Raw genomic sequence first — 18,944 nt, forward strand, 5'->3', positions numbered from 1 at the left:
CGCTTAAATTCCGTTGGTTATGGAGCTTCTGGTATTTTAATTTTTGTCTCAATTCCATTGACGACATAGTAACCAAAACCTGGGGCGATCTCCTCTTCATTTCGCGTGAAAGAAAGATTGACAAGGGTTTGGTCTGACTTTTTCATGACGATTATATAGTGACGCACCAATTTCAATTCTGCAGTCAGAGGATCGAAGCCTTTCGTGAATTCTGCAGAGTTGCCACATACAATCATTCGAAAACCTAGATGGCTCGAATTTTTGATTAGCTTCGCTAGTTTATCTTGAATGGTCGCATCAACTGTTTGTTGGAAACGGATGAGGCTGTCGATTACTAATAACACTGGTGGAAAAGCGGTAACCGTTCCTCCATTGTTTAACGCATCCATGTAAGCTTGTTCTCGAACAGTCATTTTTTCTTCAGTCGCTGACACCCAGTCTTTGATCTGTTCTTTTTGATCTATATAGGAAATAAGCTTCTGCCCTACATAAGAAGACAACTTGCGGTCCACGCCATCAACTAATCCAATCTCCTCTACTTCTTGTAGCAAATAGTAGTTTAATAGAACTTTGACAACGTTCGTCTTCCCTTTCCTTGGCTGCCCAACAACTACTAAATGCGGCTCCGATTTTGATTGTAAGAATACTGGCTTAACGGTATCTTCATCAAGAGCAAAAGGAATACTGTCGCCTGGATCGCCAACGCGTGTTCTGAAAGCTTCCAACGAAAGCTGTGTAGGCAACATTGCAATTTTTTCCGGCAGCCTAGCGTCTTGGTAACGCCGTCCTAATTGGGCGATCGCCTGTCTTGTTGCTTCCATCATTTCCATGTCATTTTCACCAGCTTCTGGCAAATATAGTTGTGTAAAGGAATGGCTGTCTTTCGCTATGATGGCGCGTCCAGGTATTGGTTCGATTTCGTACTTACTCCGACCAAGCAATGTAATGACATCGTTTCGGTCATTCATAAAATGGACAATTTTCGTTCTCATCGCATTCATGAGCGGCTGACGCAAGGCATTCGCTCTTGTAGCTGTTAAGCTTACATAAATTCCTAACGATTGCCCATCGCGAGCAAATTGAATAAATGTGGATTCCAATTGCTCATATTCCTCTTTGATCAAATCAAAGTTGTCAATAAAGATAAAGAGAACAGGCAAAGGCTCTGTTGCTGTTTGGTTATACATCGTCAAACTATTGACTTCTTGAACGAGGAATCGTTCGCGGCGATCGTCCATCTCTGCTTTTAGCAAGGCAATCGCTTTCTCAATTTTACGTTTTTCATCAATTTTAAAGTAATCGGCTGTATGAGGTAGCTGCCTAAACGGTAACAACGCTCCATTTCCAAAATCAAAAATGTAAAAGTGAAGCGCTTCTGGATTAAACGACTTGGCAAAAGAAAGCATTAATGCCATTAGCGTTGTCGATTTCCCATATCCACCAGATCCAAAGACAGCAACATTACCGTCTTTTAGCCATTGATACTGAACATCGAATTGCCTTTGTGTTTCTGGCTCATCAGCAAGCGCCAGAGGAAACATACCTGCCTCTGTATCTTTTTGTACAGGGGGAAGCCATTCTTCAAGCGGTTCAAGCCATGGGCTTGACGCTTTTTGTATGCTTAAACGCTCCGTTGTTACTTTGATCTCTTTCACAACCGCTTCCATTTCCGTGATGCTCTTTACTTTTTTACTAGCAACTGTTTGGACGTTGGATATAGGTACTAGCCCTGCATCCGTAACTAAGGCAACATCTTCTTCACCTTCATGAGTTTCTCGCAAATACGGCGCACCACTCCATGCAGATTGAAACAATTCATATAGCTCGTTATTACCGACTTGTAAATAAGCCCGCCCTGTTACAGTTAAGTTAGCCGCATCGGGGTTTTTCAAAATTTCTTTCGAATCTTGAGCGTCTTGTACTTTTAACGCGACGCGAAAACGAGCGTTGCTCCAAATTTGGTTGTCAATGATGCCACCTGGCTTTTGTGTCGCAAGAATAAGGTGGACACCTAGGCTCCGTCCGATTCGTGCTGCACTTACGAGTTCTTGAATAAATTCAGGTTCCTCGTTTTTTAATTCCGCAAATTCATCGGATATGATGAATAGGTGAGGCATTGGTTCCATAACTTGTTTATTTTTATACAATTCCATATAGTCATCAATGTGGTTTACTACATTTTGGTCGAATAATCTCTGCCGTTTTCGTAATTCACTTTTGATTGATGCCAACGCTCGCATACTAAAATTCTTGCTATCATTGATATTCGTAATCGTTCCGAGCAAATGAGGAATCGTTTTAAATGGCTGTGCCATTCCCCCACCTTTATAGTCAATAAGAAGAAAAGCGACTTCATGGGGATGGTAGTGAACGGCTAACGATAAAATATACGTTTGCAGAAACTCACTTTTCCCTGAACCGGTTGTTCCTGCTAGCAAACCATGGGGCCCATGAGCCTTCTCATGGATGTTTAGCTCAAGAAGTTCATCCTTCGCTTTAAATCCGACAGGCACTGCAAGTGATTCGGCGCTGTTTGTCGTTTCCCACCGGCGTTCTATTGCTAATTCTTCTGTGTGATCGACGCCAAACATTTCAAGAAAAGAAGCCATATCCGGTATCGATCGACTCATACCTCTTTGGTGATTCAATGATGCTAGCAAGCGGGCATACCACTCATTGGTTATTGCATCGTGCGAATCAAAGGTAAAGCGTTTATGTTCCGCTTTCCGTTCTCGAATGACAATTTCGCCTTCCTTTTGATTGACGGCCTTAATGATTGTGTGAACATATTCAGTTAAATTTTCTTGTGCATCCGTGAGAAAAATAACCGACATCCCTAGAAGCTTGTCCGGTCCCTCTAAATATTCCATGATTGCATGGTCACTAATCAAGCTGCGATTGGCGACTAAAAAAACGAAATGAGGCATGAAACGCTTTGGTTTGCCTTGGCTTTGCTCCAACTCCCGTTCTCGTACCATTTCATAAATGGATGTCAACAGTTGGTCCCGTGTCCGTTCATTGTAGATGAATCCCTTTGCATACATATGCGGCAATTGAAAATGAGGGAGCCATTTCATCCATTCCCAACTTGCATACTGATCTTCGTTGAAAACAGCAACGAAACGAAGATCATGGTAGCTTTGAAAAAAAGTAAGTTGCCCGACCATTTGAGCGACTTCCCGTTGGATTGTCTTCAGTTGGCCGACATAGCCAATAGAACCGCTCGCTAAGCTGAGGCTAAGGGGCGCATCATGAATATAGGAATAATGCTCTTTTAACGTTTCGCCTTCTTCTAGCAGCTCGTCACGATCTCGATTCGCTAAATCGCCACCTGGATCACCAATTTGAAAACTACTTGGGATGGACGATTTTCCAACACGGACATACAAATAATCATCGTCACCGACCGTTTTCTCCCAGATACGACGATTTAAGTTAGCTGCCATGTATTTACTTTCCTCAAAAGATGGAAAATGATAGTCGAGTACATGCCGTTGCTTATCAGCTATTTCTTGAAGTTCGACCCGTTTCTCTTTCAAGTAGCGAGTATAAACACGTTGACGCTTTTCTTCTTTTTGTTTACGGATTTTCCGTTCTCGAAAATAATTGACCGTCGAAGTAATGAGCGTTACGGTGAACATTGTGACCGAAATAATGATAAAAATCCCCCGGGGAATGAGCAAAGCAACGATTCCCATTACAATGAGCATCGCTAGTGGTGGCAATACGATGAGCCAGAGGGCTCGATGGTTATCGTCCAACTCCTGACCCGGAATGGAGAAATTCACTTTTTCTTTTGGTTCTTCATAAATAATTCGCGGCGTTCGACGATACTCAGGGTACTTCTTTTTACTTTCGGAAGTAGGAACGGCTATGGGAGAGAGTCTCGTTTGTATAGGCTCCGTTGATTCAATCGTCAATAAATCGCTTTCCTTAATAACAAACATTGTATAGCCAAGTAATACGATATCTCCATTTTTTACTGGTTGCTTCTTTGTTAGAATTTCTCCATTCATAAACACACGGGCATGCTCTTCTGGATACACATACCAACAGTCGTCTTGCTTAATTAATGCACATGACGAAGTAGGACTTTCCTTCGGCAACACGATGTCAGCTGAACCCTCGTGCCCGATCGAAAGGAATGTTTCTTTCCCTATGTAATACACCCATTCGCTTATGGGTTCGCTTTCATACACGAATGTGAAAAGAACGTTATCTTCTTTATATTGAAAGGTCTCACCGGCAGCTAGAATATGCTCACCTATACCTTCACTATCAAGTACACATTGCTTCTGGTCATGAGCGATTTTAGCGATAATCTTAGCTCGGAGAGGCGGAACGAGTAAGTCGACGTCCTCGCTTGAGCCTAACAAACGCTCTGTTTGGCTTAATTCAAGCTGCTGCACATACTTATCATAAAATACCCATAATCGATCCATTGTCCCACCTCCTACGTGCGCCCCTATTCATCTTCGTTCTCTTCTTCTTCGTTTTGTTCAGCGTCATCGTCACGCTCATTTTCTTCGTCCTCGTTTGGTTCAGAATTCGCCTCATTGTCTTCTTCAGCCTCGGTGTCATCTGCAGTTGCGTCCGCTTCTTCCGCTTCCCGTTCTTCTTGCTCTCGTAGATAACGGTCAATATCCGCTTGAATATCGTTCAGTAATTCTTCACGATCATCTCCGGACAAGCTAGTATCTTGACGAACGGCATCTCGCCACTTTAAATTGGCATACATCTCTAGTTCTCCGTCCTGCAATTGGCGTGCGATTTCGTTTGCTTCCTCATACTCACCACGACCAATCGTGATCCAATAGTCAAAATAGAGCGGTTCTGCTTGAAGGGTCAATGTATTTTGTACATTTGCTGTTTGATCCATATTCAAGTCTTCATTGGCGACATAGGATTGAGCCAACTGGTACTGTACGACGCGAGGCATTTGGCTCGGATTATATGGTTCCAAGGCAGTAATGACTTCACTAGGGTTACTATTGATATAGGCTTCATTGCTCGCAATAAAAGCATCGTAACGTGGATGAAGGAAAAAAAGCACATAGATGGTATAGATAATAGTCGGAACAAGCAACCCTGCCACAGCAAAAAACAAACTTTTTTGCAAGCGCCACTTTTTCTTCGGCACCATATGTACTTGTCTAGCGCGCTGTTCTTCTTCATGGATCCACGTCTCGACACAATTCAAAAGCGCATCAATTGTTTCAGTCTCTAGCAATTTTTTTGCTCGTGCCGATAGTTTCATCGTGTCTGTAAAACTCATGTACTCACTAAAGCGATACTCACCATCAAGCAATACAAGCAATGTTGTCTTTAGCTCCGCAAACAGCTTATCTTCATTTTTTTCATAAGGCGGAAGACTTTCTTTAATGCCATAATGAATAAAGTGTATGTCAAGCCCTTCTGTTACTAATACATTCTCCGGACAAACAATTAAATGTAGTCTGGAACTAGAATGCTCCACAACTGCACGAATAAGTGAGTAGCCAATAACTTGTTTTGCATAGTCACCTTTGTTTCGAAATTTACTAAAAGGCAACATTGTCTCTTGTGGATGAACAGTAATCACAAGCTCATCTTCATCTTCAGCAATTGTACGTTTGAGGAGCGGATCTTGTTGCTTTAACAACTCCGATTCTAACGAATGAGATTGCTTAATTTCCGCAGTTTGAAATGTTAGTGTGTATGTATTTCTTTCAGGGTCCCTAATAAAGGTTGCACCTGTCTGCTCTTCCAAATAAAATCGCTTTTTGTCCATTCCATGTCCGATCCCTTCAACCAGTGCTATAAAATCTCTATGCGGTCTCCATTTGTTACACCACGTTCAGCGAGTACTTGGCTACCGTAGACATGAGTTTCTTTGTTTTGAACACGGATCCAACTCCCATCACGCTGAGGAACTTCAAGCTCCTCGATGCTCCAAATAAGATCAACGACTTTTTTTGCCGTATATTGATCAGATAGCCGCAAGTCAAACCGTTTTCCTGAATACCGTTTCATGTCAACCGTTACAGTGATGTACATCAAATGCCACCCTTTCATAAGGAAGGACGCAATTGTAAAAAAATTGCGCCCACAGTTGTTTCTATTCCTGACCAATTAACCGCGAATGTTGCCTGCAATTTGTTGATCTGTTTCTTCAAGGGTCCGTCCACTGTTGCGTAGCTGCTCAGATACTTCGCCAAGCAAATCGCCCATACGGACAAAGGATGGCTTTAATTCGTCATACTGTTGAACAAACGCTTCAGAAGCTTGACCATCCCACATACCTTGTAGCTGATCTCTGAAACCATCTAACCTGCTTATGAGGTCATGCACCTCTCCACTTGAGCGATTATAGTCATCAGCTTTTTGGTAAAGTTCTTCAGGTGTAACACGAATCAATCCAGACATATTAACTCCTCCTTTTCGTTTTATAGTCTCATGGTAGCCAGTGAAGATTTTACTAGTCAACCATCATCTTACATATTTTCGTAAAATGGTAATATAGTACTGATATTATTAATTTTCTCACACTTCAAATAGTTCTTTCGAACCAGAATAATTGTTCTAATCAAACAGCTCTATTTCGTATACTTTAACCGTGTTGACAAGCAACTTATGAAGCATCTTTTATAAAAATAATTATTTTAATTTTATTTAGGCAAACAAATGAGCCAATAGAAAATAGACTTACTGCTAAATGATTGCCCTTTATTTCGTCTTCTTGATAGGACTCAAGAAGTGATGGCCTTCAACTAGAAGCCGATCAACAGCTAGTGCTAATCCTTTGGCACTTCTGTATAGGTAATCGTAAACGGCTGCGTTTTCCCATGATCGATGACGTCTTCAAACTTCCAATGAAAGCGAATCAATTCGTCAACCACCGTTTGGATACGGCCCTGTCCTTTTACCGCCTCAGACTCCAACTCTTCAATAGTCGCCAAAATGATTTCCCCTTTGCTCGAGTCAAGAATGCCTTGGACATCCTGCTTCAACTCGCCAAGCTTGTCCATCTTCGTTTGCAACAGTTCCACCACAAGGTTTCGTTTCTCGTCGTGTGTTCGTGCTTGTTCAAGCGTATAGGTCCCACTATAACCAAATGTATTCATCGATGACACTTCCCTCAACCTGATAAATAAGTAAACATGCCCGCCACATTGTAGTCGACATCAAACATCTCTTCCACTGCTTGACGCATCGCCTCCGCTTTCTCACCGATGGACTCCCGATTTTGCTTGACTAACGAAGCAACCCCTTCAAGTGGCGCGCCTTCCAGCGGCAAAAACGATTCACGAAAATGCAAATTGGTGATAAGCCCACCGTAAGAGCTAGGCAACAAATGCTGATAACTGCGGTAATTGCTCTCCATCACACTCATCTTTGAAGCTAATTGTTTCTTCTTATGTTGATAAAAGTCTATATACTCATGCTCCATCATAGCCAAGTAGCGTTCAAGCAGCGTATCTTGTTGATCGAGAACCTTCTGCACTGCTTCATACGCGTCTAACGTCTTGCTCAAATTAAGCTTAATTTCGTCCCCACCAGCTGAACCTTCCAAATACAAGTCGCCACCATGATAAGACTTGCCCTCGGCGATTTCATTCATAAGCGCCTCAAGCTTATGGTGCGCTTCCGCCGATTTGGCCACTCCTTCAAACAGCGTATTGATCGAGGCAATTTGATTCTCCATCATTAACTTATATGAAACCCCAGTAAAAATAGCATCTTCTACGAATCGAGAAATTGACGTACCTTCACCTTCATGAACCCTCATATAAACCCCTTCTGTTGCTGTCAGAAAAATTTGCAATTCCCATCTCAACTGGCTCGCATCTTCCTCAGACAAATACCCGGCGGTCTCCAACTCATCGACGAGAACAGAGACTGTTGATTTCATCGTATCAAAATCAAGCGGATCAGCGTTAGGATGATCCTTGTAATAAGTCAATGCATCGCTAAACGCCTCGTCCATGACACCAGCAACCCCTTCACCCCCATAAACATGGCCGTATGGGGCTAAAAAATCAAGCAACGCCTGCAGCTCTTCTTGAGGAATCGCTTCCACTGCCCCCACAAACCCTTTGTTCTCATGGTCTGTACGATACGTTGTGACATTGCCCACAGCAAACATCCACGGAAAGGAATCAAGCGCATACAAAAAATCACTCTTGGAGCGGGTTTGATGGATACTAGACTCTTTGTCTTTGTAATACTCCTTAGCGAACGCTTCTAGTTCTGCAGGGGGGATGGATTGGACACTCTCATCATCCAAATCTTGTATATTAAATTCTCTACCTATTGCTAATCTAAAACCATTATCATAATGGATCTGTTGAATCGCGTTAGACTGGGCGCCATTAAATGTGTTTACTTCTGTAAAATAGGCGTCTTTAAGTTGAATTGCCGCTACCGTATTGTGACCTTTTGAATGAGCGAGAGCGTAGACAGGAACTTCTCTCTCAATATCGTGCTGTTCAGTTATAGTATCAAGAAAATTTTTTGTGTCTCTCGCATATTGGGCGCCTCCCGTACCGACACCAATACTAAACAAATTGTCGACCCAATCTTCAGTGGAGACACTCCCCCGTGAGATAAATACCACTTCATTCACTTCATCCGAATTTCCTTTGTTAGCTAAGACGATTGCTGTCCCTTTTGCATCCGATGACTCGAAATTGCCGTCCATTCGACCAATATTCATCTTCGTATCAATGGGCCTCCCCATTTCTTCAAGGTATATTCGTTCAATCGCTTCAATGATCTCCTCATCGGTCATCTCCGGGAATTTATACTCAAGGTCTGTAATTCGCATTTGCACCATTTCATCATCAAAAACACTGCTCATACCCAAATCACCTTTCCTATTGGTCTAACAAACGAATAGAATACATCAGCTTTTCCGCCACTTCCGCTTCCTCTTCAAGTGAGATATCGCATTCATCTTTCCCTTGACACATAGCCATAAATTCATAGCTAATGGCCTGATTCTGTTCCTTTGAAAAAAGATAACCAAAATACTTTAAAACAGGGCCGTATTCGTCCTTGTCTTCAACCTTACCGTAATAAATTTCCAGATCGTTGGCTTCTACACGTACATATTCATCTTCAAAGCCCATTTCGTCTTTAAAGACATTTAGATAGTTTTGTTTTAATTCTTGAGGATATTTACTTTGATATATGACTTGTACGTTGTATTGTTTTTTTTCAAGGTTATTATTGATAGCATATATTAAAGTTTCAATTTTATTGTTTTCAATTACATGAAGCATAGAAGGGATAATCCCATTTTCCGGAATTAGCATCTCAAAGCCCTCAAGCTTCCCTCTCATTTGATGAAAACCTGGTTCGACGTCAGTCTCCACTAAAAAGCTGTTTGTAAATTCATGTTCCACTGCTAAACGATCATCCTCATTGTCCACTCCTTCGCCCTCCACTTCCTGTGTTGCGTCATCGTCTGCTGATGTTTGTTCAGCATCAGATTCTTCCTGCTTCTCTTCTCCTTTCACTTCTTCTTCAGGCTCTTGTTGGTTATTGGCAGTATTGCATCCTACAATTAGCAGCACTGCGCAAAGTGTACTTATACGAAGCCACGTTTTCACCGTCATCTCCCCTTTCTAACGGATCAGGGTATCATTTTATGTATTATTAATTATTTGTTTATTTGTCTATTTCCTATTTTAAGATATCCAAACTTCTTTTTTATTGCAAGAGTTTCTTATCTTTCCTATTGTTCTAACAAACGAATTGAATACATCAGCTTTTCCGCTATTTCTGTTTCCTCTTCAAGGCTGATGGAACATTCTCCTCCACCTTGGCACATCGCAGTATGCGTGTATGAAATCGCTTGGTTCCTATCCTCGGCAAAAAGGTAACCAAAATATCGCATATACGGACCATACTCATCCTCATCCTCAAAGCTCCCGTAATACATTTCTAAACCATTAGCTTCTGCATATTGATATTCCCCATCAAAACCTACTTCAGTTTTAAAGACATTTAAATAATTTTGTTTTACTTCTTCTCGGTATTTTTTATAATACATCAGTTTAACATCATGCAATTTTCTTTCACTAAAATTATTAAACGTATAAATAAGTGTTTCAATTGCATCGTTTTCAATATCATGAAGCAGATCGGAAATAATCCCATTCTCCGGAATCACCATTGCAAAACCATCAAGCTTTCCTCTCATTTGGTGAAAACCTGGTTCCACATCGGTCTCCACTAAAAAGCTTTTTGTAAATTCATGTTCCACAGCTAAACGATCATCCTCATTGTCCACTCCTTCCTGTTCAGCTTCATCGTCCTCCGGCATTTGTTCAGCATCAGAATCTTCCTGCTTCTCTTCTCCGCTCACTTCTTCTTCAGTCTCTTGTTGGTTATTGGCAGTATTGCATCCTACAATTATCAGCACTGCGCAAAGTGTTGTACTTATACGAAGCCACGTTTTCACCGTCATCTCCCCTTTCTAACGGATCAGGGTATCATTTCATTTTATGTATGAATAATTATTTGTTTATTTCCTATTTTAAAATATCCAAACTTCTTTTTTGTTGAAAGAGCTTCTTATCTTTCCTATTGGTCTAACAAACGAATAGAATACATCAGCTTTTCCGCCAATTCCGCTTCCTCTTCAAGAGGGATATCGCATTCTTCTTCCCCTTGACACATAGCCACAAATTCATACGTAATGGCCTGATTCTGTTCCTTTGAAAACAGATAACCAAAATACTTTAAAATAGGGCCGTACTCATCCTTGTCGTCAACCTTACCATAATAAATTTTCAGATCGTTGGCTTCTACACGTACATATTCATCTTCAAAGCCCATTTCGTCTTTAAAGACATTTAGATAGTTTTGTTTTAATTCTTGAGGATATTTACTTTGATATATGACTTGTACGTTGTATTGCTTTTTTTCGAGGTTATTGTTAATAGCATATATTAAGGTTTCAATTTTATTGTTTTCAATTGCATGAAGCATAGAAGGTATAATGGCATTTTCCGGAATTAGCATCTCAAAGCCATCAAGCTTCCCTCTCATTTGATGAAAACCTGGCTCCACGTCAGTATCCACCAAAAACTCTTTTGTAAATTCATGTTCCACAGCTAAACGATCATCCTCATTGCCCACTCCTTCATGCTCTGCTAATGGTTGTTCAGTACTAGGGCCTTCCTGTTCCTCTTCTTCTTCAAGCTCTTGTTGGTTATTGGCAGTATTGCATCCTACAATTAGCAACACTGCGTAAAGTATACTTATACGAAGCCACGTTTTCACCGTCATCTCCCCTTTCTGACGGATCAGGGTATCATTTCATTTTATGTATGAATAATTATTTGTTTATTTCCTATTTTAAGATATCCAATTCTTTTTTGTTGAAAGAGCTTCTTATCTTTCCTATTGGTCTAACAAACGAATAGAATACATTAGCTTTTCCGCCATTTCCGCTTCTTCTTCATGGTTAAAGTTACAATTTTCTTCCCCTTGGCACATAACTGTAAAAGAAAATGAAATTGATTGATTGTTGTCAGCCGAAAATAGGTAACCAAAATATTTCAAATACGGGCCGTACTCATCTTCATCATCATAGCTCCCGTAATACACTTCCAAATCATTAACTTCTGTATACTCATATTCCCCTTCAAAATTATTAGCATGTTTAAACACATTCAAATAACTTTGTTCTAATCCTTCAGGATAGTGGCTTTGATACATAACTTGAACATCGTATAGTTTTTTTTCAGGCTCATTATTGAACGTGTAAATGACTGTTTCAGCATCATTGTTTTCAGTTGCATGAAGCAGATCAGAAATAATCCCATTCTCCGGAATTAACATCTCAAAGCCATCAAGCTTCCCTCTCATTTGGTGAAAACCTGGCTCCACATCGGTCTCCACTAAAAAGTTGTTTGTAAATTCATGTTCCACTGCTAGACGCTCATTCTCATTGTCCACTCCTTCATCCTCTTCTGATGGTTGTTCAGTACTAGGGCCTTCCTGTGGCTCTTCTTGGTTATTGGCTGTATTACATCCGACAATTAGCAACATTGCCCACAGTGTACTTATAAGAAGCCACGTTTTCACCGTCATCTCCCCTTTCTAACGGATCAGGGTATTTTTTATGTATGGATCATTAGTTGTTTATTTCTACATTTTAGGATAAACGATCTTTCTTTCGTTGAAAAGGCTTCAAGGCCTTTGTCACCTGTCTTCTGATTCTTAATTCTTTTCATATACTAAAGGAAAAAGCTAGAATCCAATCTATTTAAAATCGGAAATAGAGTACTCGGCTTCTATTTATTTACTATGCAATCACCCATCTTTTAAATGAACGCTTGTAGCCCTTCCTTCTAAACAAAAAAGCTCTGTCAGATGATCGACATCCTGACAGAGCTTCCTTTATTATTTGACCCGCTTCAATTTATTTCCAGCCTTACGATAAAGACCACCATCTTCATCATAAAAATATTTAAATCCGATAATGGATAACGGTCTCCACGCTTTTGTCCATTTCTTCTCAGAGTGGATGTAACCCATATGCTTTCCTCCTAAGTTCAACGTGCTTGATCCTATTATCTTCTCTCTTCACCACCATATCTAGCGAAGAAAAATAGAATATGTTGGATAAAAACAAAAAAATAACAAAGAGTATCTAGCATCTATGATTCAAATCAGTAATTGATAATGATTATCATTCGTAGTATACTTATTGCTAATAGGAAGCTCACTGAAAAGGAGACGATCATATGCAGATCTATTGGACGAAGATTAATCAAATTATTGAGGAATCAGCAGAAGTGAAAACCTATATGCTTGACTGTCCTGAAGGGTTTACATGGGAAGAAGGCTCACACACACACTTTGCGCTAGAGGGATTTAATGCCGATGAGAAGCCAAACCGTAGCTTAATTCGACATATGTCTATATCCACTTTGCCCCATGAGGGATCCATTGGTATTACCACTCGCATTAAAGAGCAATGCTCGGAATTTAAATCGATTTTACGAAATCTCGAAGTGGGGCATGAGGTGGCTCTTTTCAAAACCCACTCCAATGTACCGCTAAAGCGAGAAAACAAAAACATTTACTTATTATCAGCAGGAGTTGGTCTAGCCACATTCCGTCCACTTGTACTTGATTATCTCCAGCGTAACGACAACGTCAATCAGATTCATTCCTTAAACGTTGATTCATCAAAGGCTTTCTTATTCACAAACGTCTTTGAAAGTAACCCAAATCAGAAGCTTACAACTCAATTTGTCGATAACCGAGCCGCTTATTACGAAGAGGTAAAACATCTCGCCCAAGATAAAAACGGACTCTTCTATATTGTCGGAAGCGATGACTTCCTTGTAGAAAACATCTCATTGTTACGTAAGCAAGGTGTCCATTCAGAGCAAATCATGCTTGATAAACACGAGCAGCAACGACCGAATTTCCTTTCAGAAGAAGTAACACATTAAAAAAACGCGGAAGAGTGATGTTCATTCTTCCGCGTTTTAATCGTGGTTTACACTCTTAAAGGGTACAACACGTTTCATGATTCTGCACTATAGGCAAACCATTTACGTCCACGTCTATGATAAGGGTCTCTTTAATCAGAATGCACTGTAGTTGAAACACCTTTTATCCTTTTACCGCCCCTTGGGTCATGCCCTCAACAATTTGCTTTTCCATAAATAAATAGAAGAGGATAGTCGGCACGAGTACAATCGTTAATGCTGCCATTTGAGCTGTATAGTTTGTAGAGTGTTGGCCTGCAAAATTAGCAAGACCAAGTGGTAATGTCCGCAAGAGGTCGTCATTAATAAGGACGAGAGCAAAGCTAAACTCATTCCAGTTATTAATGAAGTTAATAATAATGACGGTCGCAAGAACAGGGCGTGTCATTGGCAAAATAATCGACCAGAAAATCTTAAAAACCCCCGCTCCATCCATAACGGCTGACTCTTCAATTTCATGAGGAAACGACTTCATAAAGCTTGTTAATAAGAAGATCGTAATCGATAAATTGAAAGCAATATACGGGAAAATGAGCGCCAATCGAGTATCCAGTAATCCAATGTTTTGCATCAAAATAAACATCGGAACAAGCGTTGCATGAATCGGTACAAGCAAGCCTAGGATAAAAAATGAATAAAGCACCTTTTGGCCTCTAAATTGAAATCTTGCTAAGAAATAGGAAGCAAGTGCACCAAATAGGACCGTTAAGATAACGGCGACACCGCCAACAAACACACTATTAAAAAAGTACGTATTAATATTCGCTGTAAACCAAGCATCGACATAATTCGTCCATACCCATTCTGTCGGTAAACCAAATGGATTTAAAGCGAATTCCTGACCTGATTTAAATGAATTAAGGATCATCCAAACAATGGGGTAGGCATTAATAACCGCAAATGTAATTAAGATCAGATAAATAAGCAACCGCGATGCCCGTTTCTTAAACCAAGCTGTTTTTTCATTTATTTCTTTTCTCGGGACTGGTGATACTGGTTGTTGATCTACTTGCATTCTGTAAACCTCCTTATGCCCGTTTCGTGCCAGTACGTTTTTTTAGAAGCATATTCGCACATACGATAATGGCGATACTAAAGACGAAAATTAAAACTGAAATCGCACTGCCATAGCCATAGCGCAGCCCTTGGAATGTTTCTGTATACATATAGGTAGCCATTACTTCCGTGGCATTCGCTGGCCCACCACCTGTCATTACAAAGATCAAGTCGAAGGTCTTCAAGCTCCCGCTAATGCAAAGAATCACGGCGATGATAATGACACCCCAAATGGATGGTAACGTGACATAACGGGTTTTTTGCCATTCAGTGGCGCCATCTAGTTCTGCCGCTTCCAAGATGTCTTTTGGCACCGTCTGTAACGCTGATAGGAAAATGATGAAGTAGAGACCTACAAACTGCCAAATAATAACGGCTGCGATTGCATACATCGCATAATCGGGGTTGCCAAGCCAGTTTTGCGCAAGCGAACTTAAACCAAGATTGTTTAAAAGATGGTTCAATAACCCTTGCTCCACGTTGTAAATCATTCGCCACGTCAGTGAAATGACAACCGTTGAGATAACGACAGGAAGGAAAGCAATCGTTCGAAAAAACTTCGCTCCCTTGATTTTTCGATTCAACAGCAAAGCGAGCACGAGGGCAATCGGGATTTGTCCGAAGACAGAGGCTGCCACAACAATTAAATTGTTCCGAACGGATAGCCAAAACACAGAATCATTAAGAATGGCTCGAAAGTTAGCAAGCCCCACATATTCCATTGGCGAGAACCCGTTCCATGACATAAAGGAATAGTAAAACGAGATAAAGATTGGAATGATGCTGAAGATACAGTAAACGAGCAACGCTGGAATTACGCCAAGTGCAATCTTCCACCGGCTTTTTAATAAATGCACCTGGATCACGTCCTTTCATCGCCTCATGTTGGAAGCGTTTTCTAGAATCATTGTAACGAGACTCTTCTCTTATAAAAATCCGAAAAGTTACGATTCTATCTGTTTTTCTCTTCTTTCTTGCGTTGCATTCATACGCCTATACTGAGTTGGTGTGAAACCAACCTGCTTTTTAAAAACTTGCACAAAATATTTGTATTCTTTATAACCAACATATTCGGCAATTTCAAACACTTTGTTGGACGTGTTCAGCAACAGCTCTACTGATTTTTGAATACGGAGACCATTAACATACTCTGAAAAACTTTGCCCCGTCTCCTTTTTAAACAGCATACTGAAATAATTAGGTGTAATAAAATGGCGCTCCGCCACTTCTGCTGCTCGCAAATCGTGCTGATAATGCTTATGAATATACCGTTTCATTTTTTCAATCATCCAGTTGTTCTGTCCATCTTCTTTTAATTCCCCAAGTAAATGGATTAGATCGCAAAGGAAAAGCTGCTCAATGACATTAGAAGTGTTCCATTTACGTAGGTCCAGTTCTTCTTGTAACCGTAGCGCCACTCGATCAAAGGATTTAGTAGGCAACCGTTCTTGCAGCTTTCGTTTTAGCTCTTCTTCAAGACTCTGGCACGCTTCTACCATTTGGCTGAAAGACTGCCCTTTATCTAGTAACTTTGTCACCGTCTGATTTATACACGCTTCTAGCTGGCTTTCATCCCCTTTGAGGAGCGCTTCCCATAAACACAAACTGTGACTCTTCCAATCAACGGTTACTCTCTCATGCTCTCGACTTTCTATTAATAGGCCACACCCTTGACCACGCACAATATCAAGCAGGCCAAGCCCTTCCTGGTAATGATCGTAGCATCCGGATAAAGACTGACCGATTGACGAACTGACCGCATGAATGGGGTAGGGACTCTGCTCCATGATGTCTTCCCATATCTCACGAAGCTTACCGCCTTCGAGCATGTCGGAATGATCACTATACACAAGGGTTAATAGCTCATTTTCATGACCATAAAGAGAAACGTGTTCCATACCGTAGGCACTACATGTCTTTTCGACAACATGTCGTACCTCCTCCTGTACACCCTCAAAAGCTTCGCTTGGCAAGGTATTCTGTAGATAAGCGTAACCAGATACCTCGTTAATCAGTAGCCGGAATCGACCCGTCCATGGTTCGTTTTTTTCCTTTATCTGCTCAGATAGAGGGGCGTGAAAAAGCCTATGACGAAGCTGTTGCGCCATCCAATCTTGAAGGAGACTATTTTTCCGCTCTTTGTGTGCCACAATCTTGTTCGTTACTCGTTTGACGAGCGCCATTAATTCGTCTACATCCACCGGTTTAAGTAAATAGTCTTCTATCCCTAGTCGAAGTGCTTGCCGTGCATAATCGAAGTGATCAAAACCACTAATAATGATCATCTTTGTATCTGGCTTTTCATGAACGATGTGCTCTGCCAACGCGAGCCCATCCATTTCAGGCATGGAAATATCCGTTAGAATCAAATCGAATGGTTGATGTGCTAGTTTTTCTAACGCTTGCTTTCCGTTAAACGCCATGTCTACCTCCTGCACGCCAAGGCTTTCCCAAGGAATCGTTTGAACGAGCCCTTGGCAAATCACTGGCTCATCATCTACAATTAGCATCCGTATGCTCATGATCGACATCCTCCTCGTGAACGAATCGTTTTTTCTCCGCTTCACTTTCTATGAATGGCATACGAATACGAATATGTGCCCCTTCATCCGTTTCCATTGCTGTTAGCCCGCAGGTGAAGCCAAAGGTTTTTATGAGACGTTGGTGTGTATTTCGTAAGGCGAAACCCTTTTCCCCATGATCTTGGTCATGTAATGCATGATTAAATGCGTTTACGTCCATATGAAGCCCGACGCCATTATCAAGCACATCAATGACAACAGACGTCCCCTCACGATACGCTCGAATGGTGATGGTATTCGTTTGTTTTAGTTCAGTAAAACCATGACGAAGGCTATTCTCCACTAGCGGCTGCAAAATAAGCTTTAACGTCAGGCTTCTTTCAATGCCTGCCTCCATAAAGACAGAGAATGTCAACTGATTGCCCAAACGCCGTTTTTGCAGGTCTAGATAGCTTTGAACATACGCCAGTTCATCTTTGAGAGGGATACATAGTTTTCCTTGACTGAGGCTAATCCGAAATAACTTCGACAGATGCTCAATACTTTTTCCAGTCTCAAATGCGTTCTCCAGCCTTGCTGTCCAGCGAATCATGTCCAACGTATTGTATAAAAAGTGTGGGTTCATTTGGCTTTGTAACGCTTTTAATTCTGACTCTTTATTCTGAATTTCAAGTTTATATTTCGTCTCAATTAATCGCTGAATTTGACTAACGGCGTTATTAAAGCGAGATCCTAATTGTCCGATCTCATCTTGCGAACGCACTTTCACGCGTGCAGCAAAATCCCCTTCCTCAAGACGCTTTGTCTCTTTTGTTAACTCTGTAATGGGTTTGATGATGGTCAACATAAATCCAACAATGGCTACAAGACCAATCCCACCAGCCACAAGCATGATCATGTGCATTGTTTGCCGCATACCTTGAAATTCATTCAGAATAAACTCTTCTTTTACAGTTGAAATAAGGGATAAGTCTGTACCCGCAACGTATCGTACCACTGCATAATACACATCGCCATCTTCCTCATATTGAAAAAGTGTGGCTCCTTCTTGCACGTTCTGAACAACGTCTTGATTAGCGAACTGATCCCCAACAAGATCGGCATTCCGATGAGAGAGCACGAGACCTTCTTCTTGCATCAAAATCATGTCATCATTTGGATGTAAATAGCCACTTGTGATGTGGGAAAATAACTCTCGTTCATCTAAACGAATACGTACATCACCAATCGGTTCAGTAATATCGTACAGATTATTAATGATCCGAAAAAGCGAGACGATCGTATACTCTCCTGTCTCCCAGCCGCTTCGTGTGAGTACATAAGGGTCTGTCCATACTGCCCTTCCAAGCTCACCTCTAGCCGCTTCTTCCCACTTCGTTTCATCCCCACTTATCCTTTCTCCAAGATGAAGTTGGGAGCCGTTCGTTCCTTCAATCTGCGCCGAGTGAAAGTACGGCTTATTATTCAGATGGAACGTAAAGAAGCCACGAATGTGATCCCTTAGCCGCTGCATCTCTTCCGGATTACTGCCATCGCCTTCAACAGGGAGGGTAAAGTATTGCCGAAATTCTTGGCTGTAGATAATGTAACTTGATAGCTCCTCTACTTCTTCCATGACCCCAAGCAAATTCGACTCAATATGGCGTAAATTTTGTTCATTCCGTTCAATGACTTGCTTTTCTAAAATGGAATTAGACTGATAGTAAACCAATAAGCTAATGGTTAATGCAGGAATAAGAATCAGTGACAATAAAATTAAAATCGACTTCCAGCGTAAACTCCAATGACGAAACGACACCCCATTTTTCATCGTAAGCGACAATCCCTTTATATGAGTAGTTGGAAAAGAGCAGTACGATTCTACTGAAGA

At 41.1% G+C, this 18,944-nt stretch carries 16 protein-coding genes; 1 reads left to right on the forward strand and 15 read right to left on the reverse strand.

All coding sequences use genetic code 11. The features are described from left to right. Positions 1–17: 17 nt before the first annotated feature. The 11 genes from essC to FPV17_RS22450 form a co-directional block, all read right to left on the reverse strand. The gene (gene essC / locus FPV17_RS19175; protein ID WP_144560067.1) at positions 18–4,442 is read right to left on the reverse strand and encodes a type VII secretion protein EssC; all 4,425 of its coding nucleotides are present in this window, start codon (positions 4,440–4,442) and stop codon (positions 18–20) included. Between the two features lie 23 nt (positions 4,443–4,465). Then, positions 4,466–5,770, reverse strand: coding sequence for a type VII secretion protein EssB (gene essB / locus FPV17_RS19180; RefSeq protein ID WP_144560069.1), 1,305 nt, complete (start codon positions 5,768–5,770; stop codon positions 4,466–4,468). 26 nt (positions 5,771–5,796) lie between these two features. Beyond that, entirely contained in the window at positions 5,797–6,036 is a 240-nt protein-coding gene (gene yukD, locus FPV17_RS19185; protein WP_035397435.1) for an ESX secretion system protein YukD, read from the reverse strand. Between the two features lie 75 nt (positions 6,037–6,111). After that, positions 6,112–6,405, reverse strand: a complete 294-nt coding sequence (locus FPV17_RS19190) for a WXG100 family type VII secretion target (RefSeq protein WP_035397432.1) — start codon at positions 6,403–6,405, stop codon at positions 6,112–6,114. Between the two features lie 368 nt (positions 6,406–6,773). Then, positions 6,774–7,103: a hypothetical protein gene (locus tag FPV17_RS19195; RefSeq protein ID WP_144560071.1), complete on the reverse strand. Its 330-nt coding sequence runs from the start codon at positions 7,101–7,103 to the stop codon at positions 6,774–6,776. Positions 7,104–7,117: 14 nt separating this feature from the next. Then, positions 7,118–8,839: a DUF6792 domain-containing protein gene (locus FPV17_RS19200; RefSeq protein ID WP_144560073.1), complete on the reverse strand. Its 1,722-nt coding sequence runs from the start codon at positions 8,837–8,839 to the stop codon at positions 7,118–7,120. 16 nt (positions 8,840–8,855) lie between these two features. Then, complete coding sequence (locus tag FPV17_RS19205; RefSeq protein ID WP_144560075.1) at positions 8,856–9,593, reverse strand: YvcA-related protein; 738 nt, start codon at positions 9,591–9,593, stop codon at positions 8,856–8,858. A 125-nt stretch (positions 9,594–9,718) separates the two neighbouring features. Further along, on the reverse strand, positions 9,719–10,447 hold the full coding sequence (locus FPV17_RS19210) for a YvcA-related protein (RefSeq protein ID WP_144560077.1): 729 nt from the start codon (positions 10,445–10,447) through the stop codon (positions 9,719–9,721). Between the two features lie 122 nt (positions 10,448–10,569). Beyond that, on the reverse strand, positions 10,570–11,271 hold the full coding sequence (locus FPV17_RS19215; protein ID WP_144560079.1) for a YvcA-related protein: 702 nt from the start codon (positions 11,269–11,271) through the stop codon (positions 10,570–10,572). Positions 11,272–11,391: 120 nt separating this feature from the next. After that, the gene (locus FPV17_RS19220; RefSeq protein ID WP_144560081.1) at positions 11,392–12,078 is read right to left on the reverse strand and encodes a YvcA-related protein; all 687 of its coding nucleotides are present in this window, start codon (positions 12,076–12,078) and stop codon (positions 11,392–11,394) included. 318 nt (positions 12,079–12,396) lie between these two features. Next, on the reverse strand, positions 12,397–12,531 hold the full coding sequence (locus FPV17_RS22450; RefSeq protein WP_269083173.1) for a hypothetical protein: 135 nt from the start codon (positions 12,529–12,531) through the stop codon (positions 12,397–12,399). Between the two features lie 209 nt (positions 12,532–12,740). On the opposite strand from FPV17_RS22450, the gene FPV17_RS19225 reads away from it, so the two are divergent. Next, a complete protein-coding gene (locus tag FPV17_RS19225) occupies positions 12,741–13,457 on the forward strand; it encodes a dihydropteridine reductase (protein ID WP_144560083.1) in 717 nt (238 codons plus the stop codon). Positions 13,458–13,620: 163 nt separating this feature from the next. Here FPV17_RS19225 and FPV17_RS19230 read toward each other — a convergent pair whose 3' ends face one another. The 4 genes from FPV17_RS19230 to FPV17_RS19245 all read right to left on the reverse strand — a co-directional run bounded on the left by FPV17_RS19230 (position 13,621) and on the right by FPV17_RS19245 (position 18,884). Continuing rightward, positions 13,621–14,511 (reverse strand): carbohydrate ABC transporter permease, encoded by an 891-nt coding sequence (locus FPV17_RS19230; protein WP_144560085.1) that lies wholly within the window; start codon positions 14,509–14,511, stop codon positions 13,621–13,623. A gap of 13 nt (positions 14,512–14,524) precedes the next feature. After that, positions 14,525–15,409, reverse strand: a complete 885-nt coding sequence (locus FPV17_RS19235) for a carbohydrate ABC transporter permease (RefSeq protein WP_186370662.1) — start codon at positions 15,407–15,409, stop codon at positions 14,525–14,527. Between the two features lie 87 nt (positions 15,410–15,496). Then, positions 15,497–17,074 (reverse strand): response regulator transcription factor, encoded by a 1,578-nt coding sequence (locus FPV17_RS19240; RefSeq protein ID WP_186370663.1) that lies wholly within the window; start codon positions 17,072–17,074, stop codon positions 15,497–15,499. Further along, the gene (locus FPV17_RS19245; protein ID WP_144560088.1) at positions 17,046–18,884 is read right to left on the reverse strand and encodes a cache domain-containing sensor histidine kinase; all 1,839 of its coding nucleotides are present in this window, start codon (positions 18,882–18,884) and stop codon (positions 17,046–17,048) included. Before FPV17_RS19245 ends, FPV17_RS19240 begins: the two co-directional genes overlap by 29 nt. Positions 18,885–18,944 lie beyond the last annotated feature (60 nt).

The organism is Shouchella miscanthi, from assembly GCF_007725405.1.
GTDB lineage: Bacteria > Bacillota > Bacilli > Bacillales > Bacillaceae_D > Shouchella > Shouchella hunanensis.

Excerpts from the sequence above, each read along its gene's own strand:
- essC (WP_144560067.1), bottom strand. The coding sequence starts at position 4,442 with ATGGATCGATTATGGGTATTTTATGATAAGTATGTGCAGCAGCTTGAA.
- essB (WP_144560069.1), bottom strand. The coding sequence starts at position 5,770 with ATGGACAAAAAGCGATTTTATTTGGAAGAGCAGACAGGTGCAACCTTT.
- yukD (WP_035397435.1), bottom strand. The coding sequence starts at position 6,036 with ATGTACATCACTGTAACGGTTGACATGAAACGGTATTCAGGAAAACGG.
- FPV17_RS19190 (WP_035397432.1), bottom strand. The coding sequence starts at position 6,405 with ATGTCTGGATTGATTCGTGTTACACCTGAAGAACTTTACCAAAAAGCT.
- FPV17_RS19195 (WP_144560071.1), bottom strand. The coding sequence starts at position 7,103 with ATGAATACATTTGGTTATAGTGGGACCTATACGCTTGAACAAGCACGA.
- FPV17_RS19200 (WP_144560073.1), bottom strand. The coding sequence starts at position 8,839 with ATGAGCAGTGTTTTTGATGATGAAATGGTGCAAATGCGAATTACAGAC.
- FPV17_RS22450 (WP_269083173.1), bottom strand. The coding sequence starts at position 12,531 with ATGGGTTACATCCACTCTGAGAAGAAATGGACAAAAGCGTGGAGACCG.
- FPV17_RS19225 (WP_144560083.1), top strand. The coding sequence starts at position 12,741 with ATGCAGATCTATTGGACGAAGATTAATCAAATTATTGAGGAATCAGCA.
- FPV17_RS19230 (WP_144560085.1), bottom strand. The coding sequence starts at position 14,511 with ATGCAAGTAGATCAACAACCAGTATCACCAGTCCCGAGAAAAGAAATA.
- FPV17_RS19240 (WP_186370663.1), bottom strand. The coding sequence starts at position 17,074 with ATGAGCATACGGATGCTAATTGTAGATGATGAGCCAGTGATTTGCCAA.
- FPV17_RS19245 (WP_144560088.1), bottom strand. The coding sequence starts at position 18,884 with ATGAAAAATGGGGTGTCGTTTCGTCATTGGAGTTTACGCTGGAAGTCG.